The organism is Rhodococcus sp. Z13 (assembly GCF_025837095.1).
GTDB lineage: Bacteria > Actinomycetota > Actinomycetes > Mycobacteriales > Mycobacteriaceae > Rhodococcus > Rhodococcus sacchari.
The window spans coordinates 139167-159637 of the sequence record NZ_CP107551.1; the positions used below are offsets into that span (position 1 = coordinate 139167).

At 69.5% G+C, this 20471-nt stretch carries 19 protein-coding genes and 3 pseudogenes; 13 read left to right on the forward strand and 9 right to left on the reverse strand.

Going from position 1 to position 20471, the window contains the following annotated elements; translation table 11 throughout:
• Nucleotides 1–67: 67 nt before the first annotated feature.
• On the reverse strand, nucleotides 68–691 hold the full coding sequence (locus tag OED52_RS00660) for a superoxide dismutase (protein ID WP_264152814.1): 624 nt from the start codon (nucleotides 689–691) through the stop codon (nucleotides 68–70).
• 297 nt (nucleotides 692–988) lie between these two features.
• On the opposite strand from OED52_RS00660, the gene OED52_RS00665 reads away from it, so the two are divergent.
• The 3 genes from OED52_RS00665 to OED52_RS00675 all read left to right on the forward strand — a co-directional run bounded on the left by OED52_RS00665 (nucleotide 989) and on the right by OED52_RS00675 (nucleotide 3503).
• Nucleotides 989–2083: an acyltransferase family protein gene (locus OED52_RS00665; RefSeq protein WP_264154796.1), complete on the forward strand. Its 1095-nt coding sequence runs from the start codon at nucleotides 989–991 to the stop codon at nucleotides 2081–2083.
• Nucleotides 2084–2092: 9 nt separating this feature from the next.
• The gene (msrA, locus tag OED52_RS00670) at nucleotides 2093–2761 is read left to right on the forward strand and encodes a peptide-methionine (S)-S-oxide reductase MsrA (RefSeq protein WP_264152815.1); all 669 of its coding nucleotides are present in this window, start codon (nucleotides 2093–2095) and stop codon (nucleotides 2759–2761) included.
• A gap of 151 nt (nucleotides 2762–2912) precedes the next feature.
• Nucleotides 2913–3503: an Rv1733c family protein gene (locus OED52_RS00675; protein ID WP_264152816.1), complete on the forward strand. Its 591-nt coding sequence runs from the start codon at nucleotides 2913–2915 to the stop codon at nucleotides 3501–3503.
• 94 nt (nucleotides 3504–3597) lie between these two features.
• On the opposite strand, the gene OED52_RS00680 is transcribed toward OED52_RS00675, so the two are convergent.
• Complete coding sequence (locus OED52_RS00680; protein WP_264152817.1) at nucleotides 3598–4533, reverse strand: LLM class F420-dependent oxidoreductase; 936 nt, start codon at nucleotides 4531–4533, stop codon at nucleotides 3598–3600.
• A gap of 249 nt (nucleotides 4534–4782) precedes the next feature.
• On the opposite strand from OED52_RS00680, the gene OED52_RS00685 reads away from it, so the two are divergent.
• Genes OED52_RS00685 through OED52_RS00700 form a run of 4 tightly spaced genes read left to right on the forward strand, consistent with a single transcriptional unit; the run spans nucleotide 4783 to nucleotide 7911 of the window.
• Entirely contained in the window at nucleotides 4783–5124 is a 342-nt protein-coding gene (locus tag OED52_RS00685; protein WP_264152818.1) for a rhodanese-like domain-containing protein, read from the forward strand.
• Nucleotides 5124–6176 carry a DUF4328 domain-containing protein gene (locus OED52_RS00690; RefSeq protein WP_264152819.1) on the forward strand — a complete coding sequence of 351 codons (1053 nt, stop codon included), beginning with the start codon at nucleotides 5124–5126 and terminating at the stop codon, nucleotides 6174–6176. The genes OED52_RS00685 and OED52_RS00690 overlap by 1 nt, the downstream gene beginning before the upstream one ends.
• Nucleotides 6173–6946: a glycerophosphodiester phosphodiesterase family protein gene (locus OED52_RS00695; protein WP_264152820.1), complete on the forward strand. Its 774-nt coding sequence runs from the start codon at nucleotides 6173–6175 to the stop codon at nucleotides 6944–6946. The genes OED52_RS00690 and OED52_RS00695 overlap by 4 nt, the downstream gene beginning before the upstream one ends.
• A 50-nt stretch (nucleotides 6947–6996) precedes the next feature.
• The gene (locus tag OED52_RS00700; RefSeq protein ID WP_264152821.1) at nucleotides 6997–7911 is read left to right on the forward strand and encodes a DUF5926 family protein; all 915 of its coding nucleotides are present in this window, start codon (nucleotides 6997–6999) and stop codon (nucleotides 7909–7911) included.
• Nucleotides 7912–8024: 113 nt separating this feature from the next.
• On the opposite strand, the gene OED52_RS00705 is transcribed toward OED52_RS00700, so the two are convergent.
• From OED52_RS00705 to OED52_RS00715, 3 genes are all read right to left on the reverse strand, one after another.
• Nucleotides 8025–8579, reverse strand: coding sequence for a ferritin (locus OED52_RS00705; RefSeq protein ID WP_264152822.1), 555 nt, complete (start codon nucleotides 8577–8579; stop codon nucleotides 8025–8027).
• A gap of 132 nt (nucleotides 8580–8711) precedes the next feature.
• A complete protein-coding gene (locus OED52_RS00710) occupies nucleotides 8712–10028 on the reverse strand; it encodes an LCP family protein (protein WP_413247696.1) in 1317 nt (438 codons plus the stop codon).
• A 145-nt stretch (nucleotides 10029–10173) separates the two neighbouring features.
• Nucleotides 10174–10980 (reverse strand): CPBP family intramembrane glutamic endopeptidase, encoded by an 807-nt coding sequence (locus tag OED52_RS00715; RefSeq protein WP_264152823.1) that lies wholly within the window; start codon nucleotides 10978–10980, stop codon nucleotides 10174–10176.
• Between the two features lie 499 nt (nucleotides 10981–11479).
• Here OED52_RS00715 and OED52_RS00720 point away from each other — a divergent pair.
• A pseudogene (locus OED52_RS00720) lies at nucleotides 11480–12361 on the forward strand (MFS transporter); the annotation flags it as partial.
• A 20-nt stretch (nucleotides 12362–12381) separates the two neighbouring features.
• Here the strand turns inward: OED52_RS00720 and OED52_RS00725 are convergent.
• Nucleotides 12382–14009, reverse strand: a pseudogene (locus OED52_RS00725) (IS1634 family transposase).
• Nucleotides 14010–14123: 114 nt separating this feature from the next.
• On the opposite strand from OED52_RS00725, the pseudogene OED52_RS00730 reads away from it, so the two are divergent.
• Nucleotides 14124–14588 (forward strand): annotated as a pseudogene (locus OED52_RS00730) (MFS transporter); the annotation flags it as partial.
• Between the two features lie 37 nt (nucleotides 14589–14625).
• Here OED52_RS00730 and OED52_RS00735 read toward each other — a convergent pair.
• Complete coding sequence (locus tag OED52_RS00735; RefSeq protein ID WP_264152824.1) at nucleotides 14626–15393, reverse strand: DUF2470 domain-containing protein; 768 nt, start codon at nucleotides 15391–15393, stop codon at nucleotides 14626–14628.
• 108 nt (nucleotides 15394–15501) lie between these two features.
• On the opposite strand from OED52_RS00735, the gene OED52_RS00740 reads away from it, so the two are divergent.
• The 4 genes from OED52_RS00740 to OED52_RS00755 all read left to right on the forward strand — a co-directional run bounded on the left by OED52_RS00740 (nucleotide 15502) and on the right by OED52_RS00755 (nucleotide 18552).
• The gene (locus tag OED52_RS00740; protein WP_264154798.1) at nucleotides 15502–16164 is read left to right on the forward strand and encodes a hypothetical protein; all 663 of its coding nucleotides are present in this window, start codon (nucleotides 15502–15504) and stop codon (nucleotides 16162–16164) included.
• 54 nt (nucleotides 16165–16218) lie between these two features.
• Complete coding sequence (pheA, locus tag OED52_RS00745) at nucleotides 16219–17151, forward strand: prephenate dehydratase (protein ID WP_264152825.1); 933 nt, start codon at nucleotides 16219–16221, stop codon at nucleotides 17149–17151.
• Between the two features lie 4 nt (nucleotides 17152–17155).
• On the forward strand, nucleotides 17156–17818 hold the full coding sequence (locus tag OED52_RS00750) for a histidine phosphatase family protein (RefSeq protein ID WP_264152826.1): 663 nt from the start codon (nucleotides 17156–17158) through the stop codon (nucleotides 17816–17818).
• A gap of 92 nt (nucleotides 17819–17910) precedes the next feature.
• Nucleotides 17911–18552: a TetR/AcrR family transcriptional regulator gene (locus OED52_RS00755; RefSeq protein WP_264152827.1), complete on the forward strand. Its 642-nt coding sequence runs from the start codon at nucleotides 17911–17913 to the stop codon at nucleotides 18550–18552.
• Nucleotides 18553–18606: 54 nt separating this feature from the next.
• Here the strand turns inward: OED52_RS00755 and OED52_RS00760 are convergent, their stop codons facing one another.
• Both OED52_RS00760 and OED52_RS00765 read right to left on the reverse strand, forming a co-directional pair.
• Nucleotides 18607–19386: an enoyl-CoA hydratase gene (locus OED52_RS00760; protein WP_264152828.1), complete on the reverse strand. Its 780-nt coding sequence runs from the start codon at nucleotides 19384–19386 to the stop codon at nucleotides 18607–18609.
• 31 nt (nucleotides 19387–19417) lie between these two features.
• Nucleotides 19418–20389, reverse strand: a complete 972-nt coding sequence (locus OED52_RS00765) for an NADPH:quinone oxidoreductase family protein (RefSeq protein WP_264152829.1) — start codon at nucleotides 20387–20389, stop codon at nucleotides 19418–19420.
• Between the last annotated feature and the right edge of the window lie 82 nt (nucleotides 20390–20471).

Genomic DNA, 20471 nt, shown 5'->3' on the forward strand with positions numbered 1-20471 from the left:
AGACGCGCCGAGGGGCGCCGGTGTCCCGGCGCCCCTCGGAGGTGGTCTCGTCGACCGCCGGCCGGATCTAGACGATCAGGCCGTTGGTGGCGGTGCGAGCGCGCTCGAAGCGAGCCTGCACGTCCGCCCAGTTGACGATGTTCCAGAAGGCCTTGACGTAGTCGGCCTTGACGTTCTGGTACTGCAGGTAGAAAGCGTGCTCCCACATGTCGAGCATGAGCAGCGGGGTCAGGCCGATCGGAATGTTGCCCTGCTGGTCGTACAGCTGGACGATGAGCAGACGCTGACCGATCGAGTCCCAGGCCAGGATGGACCAGCCGGAGCCCTGGATGGAGTTGGCGTTCGCCGAGAAGTGATCGCGGAACTTGTCGAACGAGCCGAAGGCGTCGTCGATGGCAGCAGCGAGCTCACCCTCCGGCTTGTCGCCGCCCTCGGGGGAGAGGTTGTTCCAGAAGACGGAGTGGTTGGTGTGACCACCCAGGTGGAAGGCCAGGTCCTTCTCGAGCTTGGTCGCCTGAGCGGCCAGGGTGCCGTTCTCACGGGCCTCGGCCAGCTTCTCCAGAGCGGTGTTCGCGCCGGCGACGTAGGTCGCGTGGTGCTTGGAGTGGTGCAGCTCCATGATCTTCGCCGAGATGTGCGGCTCGAGCGCTGCGTAGTCGTAGGGCAAGTCCGGAAGCGTGTACTCAGCCACGAAGGGTCCCTTCTCTGCGGGCCTCGAGGGCCCGTGCGGTTATTTCCGTACCTTTTGGGTTTCCACCCAAACCCATAAGTACACCGTGCGCAAGATCGACCGTCATCCGGACACGCCGCAACGCCGGGGACCGTGCACCGCCCCGGAAACGGACCCGGCGGCCGCGCCACCCCGTCCACCTGCACAAACGTGCGTGCTGCAGGACCGTGGGCGACCCTCGTGTGAACGGCACCTTAACATTGGCGCGTGTCTCGGCCCTTCTTGAACGAACCGACACGCGGGGCCGAGGCACCGCGGGTGGGGATGCCGGGCGTCGACATCATCCGGTTCGTCGCGGTCGCGGCCGTGCTCTATTCGCACATCGCCTTCTACCTGATCGACGACCTCGGCACCGGCTGGTGGGGCATCGACCTCGTCTACGACATCTTCGTGGCGGGCGCCCGCCTCAACCAGCACCTGTCCTTCGTCGGCGTCGCCGCGTTCATGATGCTCACGGGCCTGCTCGTCACCCGCTCGGCGATCCGGCAGGACCGCGGGAAGTTCCTCGTCGCCCGCGCCGCGCGTCTGCTGCCGGCCTTCTGGGCGGCGATCCTGCTCGCGATCGTGCTCGTGCGGCTCGGCATCAACGGCATGTTCAGCGGGCACACCACGGTGTCGAACTCCGAGGCGTTCCTGTCCTTCTTCCTCGGGGCGTTCTTCCTGAAACCGCAGGTCGTGGTGCTCGGGGTGGTGTGGACGCTGGCCGCGCAGATCACCTTCTACCTGTGGTGCATCGCCGGCCGGTCGCTGCTGCGGACCGTGCCGGTCGCGGTGCCGGTGATCGGCGCGGTGCTGTGCATGCTGGTGCTGCTCTACAACCTGTACGTCCCCGAGCCGTACACGGTGCCGTTCCTGTCCCGGATCGCCGCGACCCTGCCCACTCTGTTCCTGGGTCAGCTCGTCTACCTGCGGTGGGCCGCGCTGATCACCCTGCGCCAGCTGATCCTGGGTGTGTTCGCGCAGCTCTACGTGATCGTCATGGCCACCGAGATCCAGGTGTACTGGGCGGGCACCCGGTATCTGTGGACGATCGTGGTCGTCTTCGCCGCCGTGGTGCTGTTCGCCCGCTACGACGGCCGGCTCGCGCGGCTCGCGGTGGTCGAGTGGGTCGCGACCCGCAGCTACTGCATCTACCTCACCCACACGCTGGTGATGTACCGGATCTACGAGAACACCGTGGAGATCGTGGGGATGACCGGCGCGATCGTGCTGGTGATCCTCGGCTGCGGTCTCGTCGCGGAGGTCTTCTACCGCGGTATCGAGGTGCCGGCGGCACGCTGGATCAAGGCCCGCTGGCTGTCGCCGGACAAGGCCGGAACCGCGAGCCGGGCCGCCGAGGCGACGCACGCGTAGCATCGGGTCATGTCCTGGTTCGACGACATCCTGGCCCGTGCCGGTTCGAAGTCGCAGATGGTGACGCGCGAGGACGCGCTTCCCGGTCGTGCCGAACCCCTGCCCGTCCCGGAGACCCACTACGTCAACGGCAACCGAATCCTCCCGCCCTTCCCGGAGGGCCTGCGGACGGCGGTCGTCGGCATGGGATGTTTCTGGGGTGCCGAGAAGGAGTTCTGGCAGCTCGAGGGCGTGTACTCGACGGCAGTCGGGTACGCCGGCGGCTACACCCCGAACCCCACCTACGAGGAGGTGTGCTCCGGCCGCACCGGGCACACCGAGGTCGTGCTCGTCGTCTTCGACCCGAAGGTGATCGCCTACGCGCGCATCCTCCAGCAGTTCTGGGAGAACCACGACCCCACCCAGGGGATGCGGCAGGGCAACGACCACGGCACCCAGTACCGTTCGGCGATCTACACCCTCGACGAATCGCAGATCGAGGTCGCCGAGGCCACCAAGGAAGCCTTCGGCGAGCGGCTCGCCGCGGCCGGATACGGGCAGATCACCACGGAGATCGCCCCGCTCACGCACTTCTACTACGCGGAGGGCTACCACCAGCAGTATCTGGCGAAGAATCCGGGCGGGTACTGCCCGGTGCACGCCACGGGGGTGAGCTGCCCCGTCGGGCTCGGTGCGTGACCTGCCTCACCAGCACCGAACCGAGTCCTGGTCGTACACGACCGATTTCGCGCACCCGAATGTGAGATCGGTTGTGTTTCCTTGAACTTCCCCCAGGACCGGGCGCATCCTGGATGACAGACACGCTCGGTGGGGAAGGACGGCTGCGGATATGACGACCACGACGGGATATCTGCGGCGAACCCGGCGGAGTCTGCACCGCCGGGATCCGCTCGTACGTCACGCCGATCGCATCGAAGCCCGATGCTTCTCACTGCTCCTCGCGGTACTCGTCGCCCTGGTGCCGGTCGCGGTGTGGCTCTCGGCCACCATGTGGACCTCCCAGCTCGCGATCTCCGAGCAGCAGCACGCGGAACGGACCACCGTCACCGCGACCCTCGACGAGACCGCGGCCAGCGACGCGACCGGCTGGGGCGAGACCGTCCAGTTCGCCTCCGCTCCCGCCACCTGGGAGTGGAACAAGTCGCAGCGGCACGCCGTGATCAAGGTCGACGGCATGCTGCCCGCCGGCAGCGATGTGCAGGTCTGGGTCGACAAGGACACCGGGGAGTACGCCGACCCGCCGCTGAGTACCTTCGCCGCGAAGTTCACCGCCGTCCTGGCCGGGGTCGCGCTGTGGACGTTCACCGCGACCGTCCTGGTCAGCATGTTCGCGCTCGTCCGCTGGCGCCTCGACTCGCACCGCAGCCGCGAGTGGAGCCGGGAGATCGAAGCGTTCCTCGGCTCCACCAGCAGCCACTGACCCGTTCCGGGTCGATCAGCCACCGACCCGTTCCGGGTCGATCAGGCACCGACCCGTTCCGGGTCGATCAGGCACCGACCCGTTCCGCTGCGGCCTACAGATCCGCGACGGCGGGCATGACCTCCTGCGCCACCAGCTCGAGGTGCTCGAGATCGGCGAGGTCCAGAACCTGCAGGTAGATCCGCTGCGAACCGGCCTCGGCGTAGGTGCGGATCTTCTCGATCAGCTCACCCGGGGTGCCGGCGAGGCCGTTTGCCCGCAGCTCGTCGACCTCACGTCCGATGCGCGCTGCGCGTCGCGCGATCTCCGCCTCGTCCCGGCCGCAGCACAGCACCAGCGCGTTCGAGTAGGTCAGTTCCTTCGGGTCGCGCCCGATCTCCTCGCACGCACCGCGCACCCGCTCGAACAGCTTCACGGTCTCCTCGACCGAGTTGAACGGCACGTTGAACTCGTCGGCGTAGCGGGCCGTCAGCGCCGGGGTGCGCTTCTTGCCGGAACCACCCATGACGATCGGGGGTCGCGGCCGCTGGTGCGGCTTGGGCAGGGCGGGGGAGTTCTCGATCCGCACGTGGGTGCCCCCGTAGGAGAAGGTCTCGCCCAGGGGCGTTTCCCACAGGCCGGTGATCACGGCGAGCGATTCCTCGAAGCGGTCGAAGCGTTCCTTCACCGACGGGAACGGGATGCCGTAGGCGGTGTGCTCCTCCTCGTACCAGCCGGCACCGAAACCGAACTCGACGCGACCGTCGCTCATGGCGTCGACCTGGGCGACGGAGACCGCCAGCGGGCCGGGATGGCGGAAGGTGTTCGAGGTGACGAGGGTGCCGAGGCGGATCGTCGAGGTGTCGCGGGCCAGGCCGGCGAGGGTGATCCACGCATCGGTGGGGCCGGGCAGGCCGTCGACGTTCATGGCGAGGTAGTGGTCGGATCGGAAGAATGCGCCGTAGCCGAGTCGTTCCGCGGCCTGCGCGACGGCGAGGAGATCGTCGTAGGTGGCGCCCTGCTGGGGTTCGGTGAAGATCCGTAGTTCCATGCCTTCGATCATTTCAGTGGTCGGTGGGTGGTGTCGGCAGGTGTGGCGGGGGAGTCGCTGTGATGTCTCTCGAGCCGAATTCCCCACGTGGTGGATATACCTGTTGATGAACCTGTGGAAACTGTGGATAACTCCTGCGCGTGGGGCTTGTGAGCAACTCCGGCACGAGGGTGCGGAACCGCTGCCGCGTGTGGTCCGTGCGCACGACCGTGGCTGCATCGCCCCACGCCGCGTGCCACTATTGACATCGTGAGCTTCTCCGACGTGCCCACCGTGTCGGTCGACCGTGTCCCTGCTCTGGGCGACGACACGGTTCTCCTCGACGTCCGCGAGGACGACGAATGGCAGCTCGGCCACGCACCCGGGGCCCTGCACATCCCCCTCGCCGACATCCCCGCCCGTATCGAGGAGATCGATCCCGATGCGGAGGTCTACGTGGTGTGCCGACAGGGTGGGCGTTCCCTCGGCGCCGTTCGGTACCTGATGCAGATCGGGTACGAGGCGTTCCAGGTGGACGGTGGCATGGTGTCGTGGCAGAAGCACGGGCTGCCGCTCGTCGGCGAGGGTGACGAACCGGCGAAGATCTATTGATGTCGGCCTACCAGATCTGTGTGCGCTGCGAGAACCGCTGGCCGGTGACCCACCGGCCGCGGCAGTGGTGCCCGGCCTGCCACGGCGTGCTGCTCTCGCCGACCACCGCCGACGGATCGGTACCGCCCTCCCGCCGCAACTTCCGCTGGGTCGCGCGGCCCGCGGGGAGCACGGCACCACGCCCCGAACCGGCGAGCCGTCCGCGCCGCCGCGTACTCGACGGGACTCCCGCCTATCCCGAACCGCCGCGCTGGGGACTGCTCGACCCTCCGGTGCAGGAGGACGACGAACCGGACCGCGCCGAGACCCTCGCCTGTCTCGCCCCGACCCTGCTCGCCGGGACCGCGGCCGTCTTCGGGCTCGCGGCCCTGGCCGAGGCCGTGCGCTACGGCATCCTGCTGTACAACCGCACCCGGCTCGTCGACCCGCTCGTGCTGGCGGTGTCCGACGCGCTGGTGTGGGCCACCCAGACGGTCGGGCCGGTCGTCGCGCTCGTCGCCGCGGTCGCCTGCGGCCTGCGCCTGATCACCCTGCGCCGGGAGCGCTACGCCGCCCGCGGCCTCGCCGACCCGCGCTCTCCGCTGTCCCTGCTGATCGGCCTGGTGACGCCGGGCGTGAACCTCGCGATGCCGGGGGTGTTCCTCACCGAGATCGCCGACGGTGATCCGCGCCTGCTCCGCGCGATCCGCACGTGGTGGCTGCTGTGGGTGACCGACGGGCTGTTCGTCGTGGTGATGCTGATGTGGCGTCAGCGCGACAGCCTGCAGGCCCGCGCCGACGGTGTCCTGCTCACCGCGCTGCTCGCGGCGCTCGGTGCGGCCGTCGCGCTGGCGGCGCTGCACGTCGTGCGGCTGTTCGACGACACCGATCTGTGGGGCCGCCCGTTGCAGCGCCGGCGTCTCACCCACGCCACCGGACCCGCGTCGTCGCCGATCGCCCCCATCGTCCCGGTCACGGCCCGCGCGCCCGAGGCGACGGCGGAGGCGGGGGAGACGGCGGAGTCGGGGGACACGGCGGCAACCGGGGAGACCGAGAAGGTGGTGGTTCCGTGACGCGCAGCGCCCATCCCCGCGTCGTCGCGCACCGCGGAGCGTCGGCCACCCGCCCGGAACACACCCTCGGCGCGTACGAACTCGCCCTCGAGGAAGGGGCCGACGGCGTCGAGTGCGACGTGCGGCTCACCCGCGACGGGCATCTCGTGTGCGTGCACGACCGCACCATCGACCGGACCTCCGACGGCACCGGCGTCGTCAGCGAGATGACCCTCGGCGAGCTGTCGGAGTTCGACTACGGGCGGCCCGGCGAACCGGCCGCGCTCCTCACCCTCACGCACCTGCTCGAACTCGTCATGGGCTACACGAGCGTGCCGGTGAAGCTGTTCGTCGAGACCAAGCATCCCGTCCGCTACGGCGGTCTCGTCGAGGCCAAACTGCTCGCCGAACTGGCCCGCTTCGGTCTCGCCACCCCCGCCTCGGCCGACTTCTCCCGGGTGGTGGTGATGTCGTTCGCGGCGAGCGCGGTGTGGCGGATCCGGCGCGCGGCGCCGCTGCTGCCCACCGTGCTGCTCGGCGAGACCTCCCGCTACCTGTGGGGCAGCGCTGCGACCACCGTCGGTGCCACCGCTGTCGGACCGTCCATCGCGACGCTGCGCGAGCACCGCGACCTCGTCGACCGGGCCGCGCTGTCGGGCCGCGCCACCTACTGCTGGACCGTCGACGACCCCACCGACGTGGAGCTGTGCCGCGAACTCGGTGTCGAATGGGTCGCCACCAACCATCCGGGTCGCACGAAGCTGCAGCTCGAGGCTGCGCACGAGCGCTGACCTCCCCGGACGGCGTCCTCGGAGCGCAGCCCGGCGTGTAGTTTGGCGCCGTGGCCAAGAAGAGCAAGAGAAACAGCGGACCCAAGCCCGGCAGCAATCGCGCCGCGAAGCTCGAGCAGCGTCGCCTCGAGCGGGAGGCAGCGGCCGCCGCGTCGTCCCGCCCCTTCGAGGGTCTCGCCTTCGAGTGCGACCTCGTCGCGCTGCGCGAGTTCGTGCCGTCCGCGCTGGTGGAGCTGTCGAAAGAGGACGGTCGCCGGATCGTCGGCGCGACCATCCTGCCCGGGGGTGTCGCCGCGCTCGTCCGCGAGGAGGACGGGCAGCCCGTCGGCTACGTCGGTCTGCAGCTCGCGGCCGGTTACGGCCCCGACCCCGCCGGTGAACTGGCGGCGGCGCTGGCGTGGGCGCGGACCGCCGAGCCCGGAACGTCGCTGCAGGTCGCGACGGTCGACGACGACACCCCGGCCTTCGCCGACCTGATCGACCCGGCGGTCGTACCGCCGATCACGGTGCACCAGGACTTCGACTGGTGGATCCCCGCCGGCGTCGAGCCGAGCGCCGAGATCGCCCACACCGTCAAGCATGCGAACGAGGCAGTGCTGCCCTCGGCGCGGCTGGAGGCCGAGGGCCTGCGCGGTGCGTGGTGGGTGGATCCGGGGGAGAAGGCCCACCTGCGGTGGGTGCGCCCGGAGGACGAGGACGTGCTGATGAACGCCCTGTCGCGCGTGCACGCCGCCGGTGGCCTGCACCTGGGTGAGGGCTCGCGGTTCGCCGGGTCGTTCCGCACTCACGGCCTGCTCGTGCCGGTCTTCGACCTCGACCGGGAGAAGCACGCCGACGAGTGGATCGCCCCGGTCCTCGAGTTCGGCGCGCGCCTCGAGGAGGCACTCGCCGTGGACGAGCCGCTCACCTCGGCGGAACGCCGCTCCCGCGACGGGCTGCGCAGCCGCCAGGTCACCCTGCGCTGATCTCGACTGCCGGCCGGCCTCGACCGGGCGGACACACGACGAAGGCCACCTCCCGCAACGGGGGAGGTGGCCTTCGGTCCACCCGAGGGGCTGTCCCGGGTCGGGAAACAGGCTCAGAGAGCTCCGCCGGCGGCGACGGGAGCGTTGCCGCGCGGATCCTGCGGCTTCGAGTTGATCTCGCGGGCCACGAAGTCCTCGATGTGGAAGAGGTTCTCACCCGCACGATCGGCCACGGTCAGCAGGGTGGCCATCGTCGCGACCTCCTCGACCTGCTCCTGCAGGAACCACTGCATGAACTGCTCGCCGAGGTAGTCGCCCTCGTCGCGGGCGGTGCGGGCCAGTTCGACGATCTGTTCGGTGACCTTCTTCTCCTGCGCGAGGGCGAGGGCGATCGGCTCGCGGGCGTCCTCGAACATCGACTGCACCGCGTCGACACCGGTGAGGTCGACGCTCATGTCGCGGTCCAGGAAGTACTGGACGATCATCATCGCGTGGTTGCGTTCCTCGACCGCCTGCGCGTAGAAGAGTTTCGCGAGCTGCGGCAGGTCGGCGTTGTCGAAGAAGATCGCGATGGCGATGTACTGATGCGACGCCGTGAACTCGTTGCGGATCTGGTCGTGCAGCAGTGAGTGGAACTTGGTCTTGTTCGTATCGCCGATCGTCGTCATGATCACGACGTTAGTGCAGGTCAAAGGGATTTTCACCCAAGCATTGGCTATGCTCACTCTTCGTAGCTTCGGCTGCCCTACCGAAGATTCGGGTTGGCTAACCCAAGATCAAGTTCCTGCCGGGGCCCGATCTCAGGGCGCCGGAGCGACCAGTTCGGCCGGGATCGGCTCTCCCTCTGCGATCGCGTCGAAGAACGGCACGGCCCGCTCCCGATCCCACAACAGCACGTTACCCACCCCGTCGACGTCCTCGAATCCGCCCACCGGCACCGTCGTGGTCACGGTCTCGCCGCGCATCGCCCACGCGAGCCGCGCGAGGTCCCACAGGTGGTCGCCGTCGTCGACCTCCAACGAGGCCGCCGCACCCGACGCCAGCGACCACAACCGGAACGGGTTGAGAAAGGTCCACGGGCTCGTCGCCTTGCTCAGCAACGCCGAGAGGAACAACCGCTGGTTGTTCATCCGGTCCAGGTCCGCGAGCGGGGTGGCGCGGGTCCGCACGAACCCGAGGGCCTGCGCCCCGTTCAGCTCCTGGCAGCCGGCCTCCAGGGTGAGCCCGGCCAGCGGGTCGTCGATCGGATAGGGCACGCACACGTCCACACCGTCGACGGCGTCGACGATCGACGCGAACCCACCGAACCCGATCTCGGCGTAATGGTCGATGTGCACGCCGGTCGCGCCCTCGACGGTCTGCACGAGCAGCTGCGGCCCACCCAGGGCGAACGACGCGTTGAGCTTGTCGCGCCCGTAACCCGGCACGTCGACGTACGAGTCGCGCGGCAGCGACACCATCGTCGTGGACCCGCCGCCCGGTGGGATGTGGACGAGCAGCACCGTGTCGGTGCGTTCGGCGCCGACGTCGCCGCCGGTCGCGAGTTCCTGTTCCTGCTCGGGGGTCAGGCCGACCCGGCTGTCGGAGCCCACCAGCAGCCAGTTGGTGCCAGGGGTGTCGGCGACCCGCCCGTCGTACTTCACCAGCGCGTCGACGCGCGAGAGCTTGCCGTCGAGATAGAACAGGCCGACGCCCGTCAGGACGACGAGCACCGCGAGGAGCGCGCCGATCCGCCGCAGGATGCGCCGGGCACCGAGGGGACGGCGCGGGGCCGGCTGCGGTGGGGCCGGTGGTCGACGGCGCGGCGGAGCCGGAGGCGGGGCGGTGCCCTGTGGGCCCCGGGACGGGGCGGTGCCCTGTGGGCCCCGGGACGGGGCGGTGCCCTGCGGTCCCCGGGACGGGGCGGTGCCACGCGGCGGCACGGCGGCCCCATCGGTGAACCGCTGGGGTTGCTGGGTCGGCGCCCAGTCCCGCTGCTGCGGCTGCGGCACCCGCGTGGGAGCCGGTTGCTGCCGGGGTCGTACGGGCTGCTGCCGGGGCGGACCCGGCCGGTAGGTCGGGGTGGGCGCCTGCGACCAGGCCTGCGGAGCGGCGGGACGCCCGTCCCTGCGCAGCACCTGCGTGCCCTCCGGGGAAGGCGGAAGCGGAGGCGGCGGCGGGACGGCAGCGCGCGGCGCGGGCCGCTGCGGTGGAGGTCCCTGCGGAGGCCGCGGCCTGTTCCGAGGGTCGCGAGGATCGCCGTTCACCCGCCCAACTCTACGTTCAGGGCAGCCAGGAGACGTGCCCCCTCAGAGCCTGATAACCGACGAATGCGACGGTGTCGATGAGGGCGTGGGCGATCACGAGGGGCCACAACCTGGCGGTTCGCTGCCAGTACCGGCCGAACACCAGACCCATGAGGACATTGCCCACACCACCGCCGAAACCCTGGTAGAGGTGGTAGCTGCCGCGCAGCAGCGCCGAGGCGAGCAGCGACGAGTTCTCCGACCAGCCGAGGCTGCGCAGTCGGGTGATCAGATAGGCGACGACGAGGATCTCCTCGGCGCCGGAGTTCGCGATCGCCCACAGCACCTCGACGGGCAGCCGCCACCAGTGGTCCGCGAGGATGCTCGGCGCGACCGTCAAGTTCAACCCCGCAGCGCGGGCGACGAGATAGAACACCAGACCGGGCAACCCGATCAGGGCGGCCAGCCCGAGGCCCGGCAGCAGGTCGCGGCCCGCGCGGGGGCGTGCCAGCCCGACGGCCCGCGGCCCGAAACCGCTGCGCCACAACAGGTACAGCCCCAGTGCGCTCCAGGCCAGCAACCGGACGATGCCCAGCAACTGCCGGGACAGGTCGATGAACTCCTGCGACGAACGTGGCGTGTTCAGCGCGACCGTCTGGTCCGAGAGCGGTTCCGGGGCGAGTGCCGCCTCGAGCAGGGACAGGATCGACGAGAGCCCGCTGAGGCCGAAGGTGACCAGCAGGACGATCGTGATCTCGATCCACAGTGCCCGCCGGGCGGCGGGGTCGAGCGGCGGGTCGGGATTCTGCGGGCCGGGCCTCAGCCAGTCTCGGAGGGTCGTCACCGGAGCGATTGTGCCGCACGGCGTGCGGGCCGGTGGGGAGGCCGCGAAGGCCCGGAGGCGCACACCTTCGCACACATGTCCGATTTGACAGCACCGTTGTGAGGCGTAACACTTCCCACTGCCGACCGATCGATCGGTCGGAGTCCGTGACGGGGGATCGTGGGGAGGGGGAATTCGTGAGGGCATCACGTTTCTGAGAACCGGTATCCGGTTCGTGTACGGTCTCCTGCTCCGGGTTTTCGGTGCGGAGACGAACAGAGAGGTCCCGGGAACGGGACGACGACCATACGAACGTCCGGCTGCGTCGAGGGGAGATTCGAGCAGTCGGTGAACCCGATCGGCGCGCGCAGTCGTGCGACGCCGTTCCTGTTTCACATCACAGAGCGCGTCGTCGCAGACACGGCGCTTCCGCGTTCCGCCGGTCATCCGGGTGGACGACATCCGACGCAATGCACTCCGGGGCCGTGGTGTTCCGGGCATTCGATCCGAAAGTGACTTCATGGAAATCGACCTCGGTCGGACGAAGGTGGAGAACTCCGCCCCCGTCACGCTGTCCTCGAAGAGGAAGTCCCTGCTCGCCAGTTCCGTGGGCAACGTCCTCGAGTGGTACGAGTGGAGTGCCTACGCCGTCTTCGCTCCGTTCATCGCCGCCGCGATGTTCGACAGCGACGACCCCGTCTCCGCGCTCCTGTCCACCCTCGCGGTGTTCGCCGTCGGATTCCTGATGCGGCCCCTCGGTGGCATCGTCTTCGGGCGCGTCGCCGACAAGCGGGGCCGCAAGTTCGTGCTCGTCACGACGATGCTCATGATGGCGACCGGCAGCCTGATCATCGGTGTCATGCCCACCTACTCGTCGATCGGGGCGTGGGCGTCCCTGATCCTGCTCGCCGCCCGCGTGATGCAGGGCTTCGCGCACGGTGGCGAGTCGGCGACGGCCTACTCGTACGTCAGCGAGATCGCACCGGCACACCGGCGCGGAATGTGGGGGAGCGTCGCCTTCGTCGCCATCTTCGGTGGGTCCGTGCTGGCCTACACCATCGGTGGTGCCGTGACCTCCACCCTATCCGAAAGTGTTGTGGGGGAATGGGGTTGGCGTATCCCGTTCCTGTTGGGATTCGTGCTGGCACTGTTCGCGCTCTACCTGCGGCGTAGCATGGAGGAGAGCGAGATCTTCGATTCGCAGACCGCCGCGGTCGACGAACCGCGCATCCCGCGCCGGGTGGTCGTCCGCGCGATCCTGCTGATGATCGGCATGACCTCCGGTGTCACGGCCGCGCACTACACCTGGACGTCGTACATCTCCACCTACGCGATCACGCAGAAGGGGATGGACCCCGACACGGCGTACTGGATGCTCGTGATCGCGCAGGTGATCGCACTGACCCGAGTTGGCTCATTTCGTTAGTGCGTGATTTCGGTACCTGAAATCCGATCGAGCAGCACCTGCATATCGGCCTCGACCTGCGGCGGGAACGTGTGTCGGGTGCCGTTGATCGCGATGGTCGCCGACCGCAGCGGCCGCAACAGCTTGACGACCTTGCCGATCGCGAGATCGCTGCGTTCCTGCACCACCCGGGAGACCGCCAATGCCGCGAACACCACCGTCAGGTGCGCCTCGATCGCATCGCGGGTGCGGTGGAAGATCGGCCGGGCCCGCAGATCGGTCTTCGACATCCGGAACGACTGCTCGACATGCCACAACTCGTGATATTTACCGATGATTTCGCTCGGATCCATCAGGGAGACAGGAAGGTTGGTGACATAGCCTTTCAGGCCGACGAGCATCCTGGCGCGTTCGAGCGAGGCAGTGTCCAGCCGCCGGCCTTTCGCAGTCGTCTTCACGAATCGCGTCGACTTCGGTGCGGTGTCCCCGTCGACCACGACCGGGCGCGGGCTTCTTGTGCGTTGAGTGTTTTCTCGTCCCGGGCGGCGCGGCTGCGGGAGTACTGCCAGATCGCCCGCCACGCATTCGGATGGTCCGTCTCGTTCCAGACGGGCTCGGCTCGTCGCCGGCGGTTGTTGACCACGGAGCGGCCGTGCCGTGGCGTGATCGTGTCGATGATCTGCCCATCGGTGAAAACATTGCCGTTCCAATGAAAGTGGGAGGCGAGATCACCAGGCGCTTTCGTGGCGCGGGAGCCGACGATGAACTTCAGCCCCGCCTCGTCCAGCGCTGCGAGATTGGACGCGGACAGCATTCCGGCGTCCGCGGCGACGACCATCTCGACCCCGTCGAGGTCATGGCGGGCCTGGAACTGCCGCACGATCGGGACGATGGTGCGGGTTTCGGCGGAGTTGCCTTCGTAGCAGCCGATCTCGAGCGGGAAACCGGTGCGGTCCACCAGCAGCCCGACGACGATCTGCGGGTCGACCCGGCGTTCCTTCGAGTACCCGACTTTGCGCAGGTCATCTTCCTTTTCGGCCTCGAAGTACAAGGTCGTCACGTCGTACAACAACAGGCTCAGACCGCCGGATTCGGCGGCATGGGCGAAGCATTGCTCGGCGATCTTGCCTCGATACTCACGGTCGACGATCTGCTTCAGGTGGCGTTTGATCGTCGCGTAGCTCGGTGGATCCGTCCCGAGGTCCTGTAGGACCCGGCCGGCGTCGAGTTTCGAGCCGGGTTCGACGATCCGGGCGATCACCAGGTCCCGGAACACCGTGTCGCCGAGGATGCCGAACCCAAGCTGGTCGTAGACGTCGACCAAGACCTGGCGCAGCAGCACCGACCCGGTCGATTCCGTCCGTCCCGGCGTATCCACCTGCACGGGTCCGGGTGTGGGCTCGAACAGGGTGCTCTGCCCGCCGGCCAGGGGCTTTTCGACCGGGACCTGCCGGGTGACGCCGAGGTCGAGGACTTGCTGGTCGGGTTCGAGCCAGGCCCGGGCGCGCTCGAGCAGCATGCCGAGTTCGACGTCGGTATGCGCGGAACCGATGTGCTTGACGATCTCCTGCCGACCGCCCACATAGCGGGCGATCTGCACGGCCGTGGCCCCGGACTTGGTGCGCACCTTCCTGACAAACACCACTTGCCGAGCCTAGAACCAGCGCCGTTAGTGCGTGAAATCAGGCCGATCCCGACGAAAACCAGCAGGTCACAGACGTGAGCTGTCGATCATCCCGAAAACATGAGCCAACTCGGGACGGCGTACTGGATGCTCGTGATCGCGCAGGTGATCGCACTGATCTCCCTGCCGTTCTGGGGACGGCTCTCCGACCGGGTGGGCCGGCGTCCCATGCTCGCGGCGTTCGCGTTGTTCATGTTCGCGCTGCAGATTCCGCTCACGTCGATGATCTCGTCGGCGGGCTGGACCCTGCTGCTGTCGACCACGGTGGCGCTGCTCGTCGTCTCGATGGCCGGTGCGATCCTGTCCTGCACCCTCTCCGAGAGCTTCCCGACGCGGCTGCGCACCCAGGCGATCGGGTTCGCGTACTCGTTCTCGGTCGCAGTGTTCGGTGGGACCGCGCCCTACCTGAACCAGCTGCTCACCGGCCGCGGTATCGGCTGGGTCTTCGGCGTCTACATCATGGCCCTGTGTGTCGCCACGGGTGCGGCGTGTCTGTTCATGAAGGAGACGAAGGGTATCGACCTCGCCGACGTGCGGTAGGTGCCGATGGGCGCCGATGGCATCCGCCCTACGGGCGTCAGGGTCGGGGGTGGAGACCGTTGCGGAACGGGCAGCCGACGAGCATGCGCAACGCGCGGCCCAGGACGATCGGGTCGTCGACGGGCTCGTGGAAGGGGATCCGCACGTCGTGGTCGCCGCCCTCGGACTCGACCCGCAGGCGCAGGCCGTAGCGGTCGAGGCCCAGCGGACGGATGCGTCCGGTGCGGTGAGCGGACGGAATCCGCCGCGCGATGGCGTGGACGATGTCGGGATGGTCCTGCTCGAGGTGCTGCAGCCAGTCCGTCTCGTAGGCCGCGAACGGGTCGGGTGCCGCGTCGAGGACGTCCGCGACGTCCACGGCCTCCGCGCCCGTGGTGTCGGCGGCGACGACGGAGTTCAGCTCCAGGCACAGCAGCTCGGAGCGGTGACCGACGTCGAGGAGTTCGGGGTGGGGGAGGATCTCGGCGATCTGTGCCGCCAGGCGCCGCGGGTGCTCCGCGAGCCGGAGGTTGCCGCTGAGCCAGATCAGCGAGCGCACCGGATTGCGCAGGGCGATCGGCGAGTGGTCCGTGAGTTCGAGCATCGCGGGGATGCCGGCGCCGGCCGCGTCGCGGGTGAGGGCGACGGGGAGGCTGTCCTCGGCGACCACGATCGCGACGGTGCCGTCGGTGTGGAGGTGGTGGACCGAGGTGGGGACGGGGTCGCAACCGTCGACGGCGAGGTAGGTCGTGTCGGCGCGGATGAGGGCGGTACGAACCCGTTCGGCCGTCGTCGGGGCGGGAACGACTGATGTGGTGGTCTGCATGCCGACCCTCCTTTTCGAAGTAGGTGAGGCAAACCTAAGTCATTGTGACGGTGGTCGCAAGTGGGACGGCGCTAGCCTTGACCCGTGTCGATCCCTCTTCCCCTCGGAATGCCACCCTCCCCCGAGGAGCCCCGCGGGCTGCTCGATGCGTTGCTCACCCGCCGGCACGACAGCCTCGACGGAGCCCTCGCGGCGACCGGCCCCATGCTCGCCCCACCGATCGTCGACGCGGCCCTCGTCGCCGAGCCGCCGACGCGGGAGGTCGTCGTCGCACTCGACCCCGATCAGGACCTGCCGTCCGCATCCGGATGGCGTCCGGTCCGCTACCAGATCGATTGCCGTGCAGAACATCTCGACGACGTTCTCGCCGTCGTCGCGCCCGCTCCGCTCGAGGTGTACGCGCACGTGCCCGACGCCGCCCTCGCCGACACCGCGCGGGCGCTGACCGAGGCCGGGCACATCCCCGGACTGCCCGCCGGACGCGGTCCCGGCGCCGTCGCGGACTTCCTCGCCGTCCTCGCCCACACCGACACCGGTTACGTCGCCCGGACCGACGGAGCCGAAGGTGTCGTGGCGCTGCTCGCCGCCACCGTCGCCGCGCTGAGCGGATTCGACGTGCGCGCCGCCTTCGCCGAGCCCGACGTGGACCGGCTGCGCCGCCTCGTCCCCGAGGCCGCCGCCGCGGTGCGCGAGATCCTCACCGCCGTGGAGGTCGACGACCCCGAGCGCGTCGCCCGCGACCTCGAGGCACTCGGCCTCACGACTCGGTGACGGGTTCGGCTCGACTCCGCCTTCCGCCCGGGTGCGGTGCGTAACCTCGTACACGTGCCACGTATCGCATATTTCGGACCGACGGGAACGTTCACGGAGATGGCCCTCGACCGCTTCGAAGCGGTCGGGGCCCTCGACCTGTTCGCCGGCGAGTCCGCCGACACGACCGTCGAACGGATCGCCGCGGCCAGCCCGCCCGCCGCGCTGGAACTGGTCCGCTCCGGCAACGTCGGCGCAGCCGTCGTTCCCATCGAGAGTTCGGTGGAGGGATCGGTGCCGCCCACGATGGACGCCCTCGCGCTCGGGGCACGGCTGCAGATAGTGGCCGAGGTCGAGCTCGACATCGCGTTCACCGTCGTCACCCGACCCGGCATCACCCGCGAACAGGTGCGGACCGTCGGCGCCTATCCGGTGGCCGCCGCCCAGGTCCGCCGCTGGCTCGAGGAGAACCTGCCCGACGCGCAGGTCGTGACGTCGGCCTCCAACGCCGGTGCCGCCGAGGATGTCGCCTCCGGGAAGGTCGACGCCGCCGTGTCCACGGCCCTGGCCGGGCAGCGGCTCGGCCTGGCGGTGCTCGCCGACGGGGTCGCCGACTTCGAAGGCGCCCGCACCCGTTTCGTGCTCGTCACCCGGCCTCGGCCGGTGCCCAAGCGCACCGGCTGCGACCGCACCTCGATCGTGCTGCAGCTGCCCAACGAACCCGGCTCGCTCGTGCGCGCGATGACCGAGTTCGCCACACGGGGCATCGACCTGTCCCGCATCGAGTCGCGGCCCACCCGCAAGGAATACGGCACCTACTTCTTCCACTTGGACTGTGTGGGGCACATCGACGACGCGCTCATCGCCGAGGCGCTGCAGGCACTGCACCGCTTCGCGCAGGTGCGCTTCCTCGGTTCGTGGCCGGCGGTGTCCGAACACGGGGTACCCCCGGTGTCGGACGACGAGGATGTGCGGTGGCTCGACCGGCTGCGGCGCGGAGAGGACTGAAACGGTGAGCGGCAGATTGATCCTGGCCCGGCACGGCCAGACGGTGGCGAACGTCGCGCGCAGGCTCGACACGAAACTCCCCGGGGCCGAATTGACGGACCTCGGGATCGAGCAGGCCCGCACCCTGGGCCGGAATCTCGCCGACCGGCCGCCCGCGCTGCTCGTCGCCTCGCAGGCCCTGCGGGCCCGCCAGACCGCCGACAACGCCGCGCCGTCGATCGGGCTCGAACCCGTGGTGCGGGAGGGCGTGCACGAGGTGCAGGTCGGTGAGCTCGAGGACCGCAGCGACGAGGAGTCGCACAAGCTGTTCATGAAGGTCTACGAGGAGTGGCACAACGGCGACCTGCGGGCCCGGGTGCCCGGCGGGGAGTCGGCGCTCGACGTGCTCGACCGCTACGTCCCGGTCCTCGACTCGCTGCGCAGCGACTACCTCGACGCCGGGTCCGGCGACGTCGTGGTGGTCAGCCACGGCGCCGCGATCCGCCTGGTCGCGGCTTATCTCGGCAAGGTCCCGGGCAGTTTCGCCACCGCGAACCACCTTGCCAACACCCAGACCGTCGAACTGGTGCCGGTCGCCGGCGGCGGCTGGGAGTGCGTGCGCTGGGGTACCGTCCTCGCGCCCTTCCACGACACCGCGCGGGGCGGCGCGGACGACCCCATGGGGTGATGCTGGGCACGTATCGATACTTCACTCGTGAAATGTATGGGTATCCTCGTGGCGTCCGTGTGAAGTAGCGATCGGTAGGTAGGTGCGGTTTCATGGGTGCGAGCGACAACGCCGACACCCTCACCCACGGTGAGGCGATCCCGGACTGGCGTGTCCTCGAGCCGATGGACCTCAGTCCCATCCTGTCGGCCGCACTCGACGCCTTCTACGAGACCGGTTTCCACGGCACCTCGGTGCGGGAGATCGCGCGCCGCGTCGGCGTCACCGTGCCGGCCCTGTACTACCACCACGAGAACAAGGAAGGGCTGCTCATCGCCCTTCTCGAGCTCTCCACCAGCGACGTGCTCTCCCGCGCGCACGCGGCCGACGAGGATGCCGGCGGCGACATCGTCCAGCGCCTGTCGAACGTCATCGAGGCGATCGTGCTGCGCATGACGATGCGTGCCCGGCTCGCGGCGCTCGAGGGCGAGGCCCGCTACCTGAGCCCGGAGAACCGCCAGCGCTACCGGGAGGTGCGCAAGGGCGTCGAACGGCTCGTGCGGCAGATCGTCGAGGAGGGCACCGAGGCCGGTGTCTTCGACGTCGAGGATCCCGCCGAGACCACGCGGGCGCTGCTCGGCATGTGCCAGTCGATCCCGCGCTGGTACCACGCACAGGGCACGCTCGGCCCCGAGGCCGTCGCCAAGAAGTACGTGAACATCGCCCTCAAGATGGTCGGCGCCCGGTCCGAGTGACCATTTCGGTGGATCCGGCCCCGCTCAGCGGGGCCGGATCCACCCGTATCGGGGTCAGCGCCGGAAGTTGGCGGGGCGCTTCTCCTGGAAGGCCGTCACACCCTCGACGAAGTCCGGTCCGGCGAGCAGTTCCAGCTGCCCGGACCGCTCCCGCGCGAAGGCCTCGTCGAGTTCGGTCAGGGTCGCGTCGTTGATCGCGTTCTTCGTCGCGGCGAAGGCGGGGGAGGGGCCGTCGGCCAGACGCTGCACGAGGGCCTCGACCGAGGCGTCGAACTCGTCGTCCGGGTAGACCTCCGCGATGAGCCCGGACGCGAGGGCCTCGGCGGCGGGGAGCCGCTCGGCGAGCAACGCCATCTTCAGGGCACGGGTCCGCCCGATCGAGGCGGCGACCAGCGCCGACGCACCACCGTCGGGCATCAGCCCGATCCTGGTGAACGCCAGCAGGAAGTAGCCGGACTCCTTCGCGACGGTGAGATCGCAGGCCAGGGCGAGCGACACGCCCACGCCCGCGGCCGCCCCGTTGACGGCACCGACGACGGGCCGGGGGAAGGCCCGGATCGCGGCGGCGACGCGATTGGCGGCGTCGATCGTCTCGGCGGTGGGCGGAGCGGTCAGGTCGCGTCCGGCGATGTCGGCGCCGGAGCAGAACGCGCGGCCGGCGCCGGTGAGCACCGCGACCCGCACGGCCGGATCGTTCGCGTGCTTCTCGAAGGCCTCCGAGACCGCCTCGAGGGTCTCGGTCTTGACGGCGTTCATCTTCGACGGCCGGTTCAGGGTGACGCGCAGGACTCCGTCGTCGACGACGGAGTCGACGCCGGGCAGATCATTGGTCATGGGGTTCTCCTGGGGATTCGGGGGACGGGCATCAGGGACGCAGGTCGAGGGCGACCTTGCCTGTGGCGGAACGGGTCTCGAGCGACCGCAGGGCTTCGGAGGCCTCGTCGAGCGGGTACAGGGTGGGTTCGGGCACGACGAGCGTGCCGTCGCGCAGCAGCGGGTCGAGCGCGGCCCACTGCCGGGCCGGATAACCGGGATCGGTGCGGAGGTACTCACCCCAGCCGGCGCCGACGACGGAGACGTTGCGCAGAAGCAGGCGGTTGACCTTGGCGGTGGGGATGGACCCGCCGGTGAACCCGAGGACTACGGCGCGGCCGCCGGGCGCGAGGCTGCGCAGGCTGTCGGTGAAGCGGTCGCCGCCGACGGGGTCGAGCACGATGTCGACTCCGCGGCCGCCGGTGAGTTCGAGGACGCGGTCCTTGAAACCGTCGGCGAGGACGGTGTGTGTCGCGCGGTTCGCCTTCGCCACCGCGGCCTTCTCCTCGGTGCTCACCACCGCGATCGTCTCGAGGTCCAGACCCGCCGCGACCTGCAGTGCCGCCACCCCGAGACCACCGGCCGCGCCGTGGACGAGGACGGTCTCGCCGGCCCGGTAGCGGGCGCGCTCGTCGAGGGCGAAGTGCGCGGTCAGGTAGTTCACGAGCATGCCGGCACCCGCGGTGGGCGACACGCTGTCGGGTAGCGGGAAGACCAGCTGCGGCGGCACCGCGACGGTCTGCTGCCAGGCGCCGTCCATCGCCAGCACCGCGACCCGCTGTCCCGCCGTGAAGCCGCTGCCCCGCGGGGCGCTGCGGACGACACCCGCGCCCTCGGCGCCGAGCGTGCAGGGGAGGGGCCGCACCACCTGGTAGGCGCCGGTGGTCTGGAGCAGGTCGGGGAACGACACGCCCGCGGCGTGCAGGTCGACGACGACCAGCGAAGGGTGGGCCGCGGGTTCGGGGACCTCGGCGACCCGGACGGCGTCGGGGCCGCCGTGTTCGGTCAGCTGTGCGGCGCGCATCGGCGGCTCCTCGTCTCGGCTTTGCGATCAATCACTATCAGACCCGCTTAGCGTGCGCTAGCTCTCCAGAACTATTGACCGA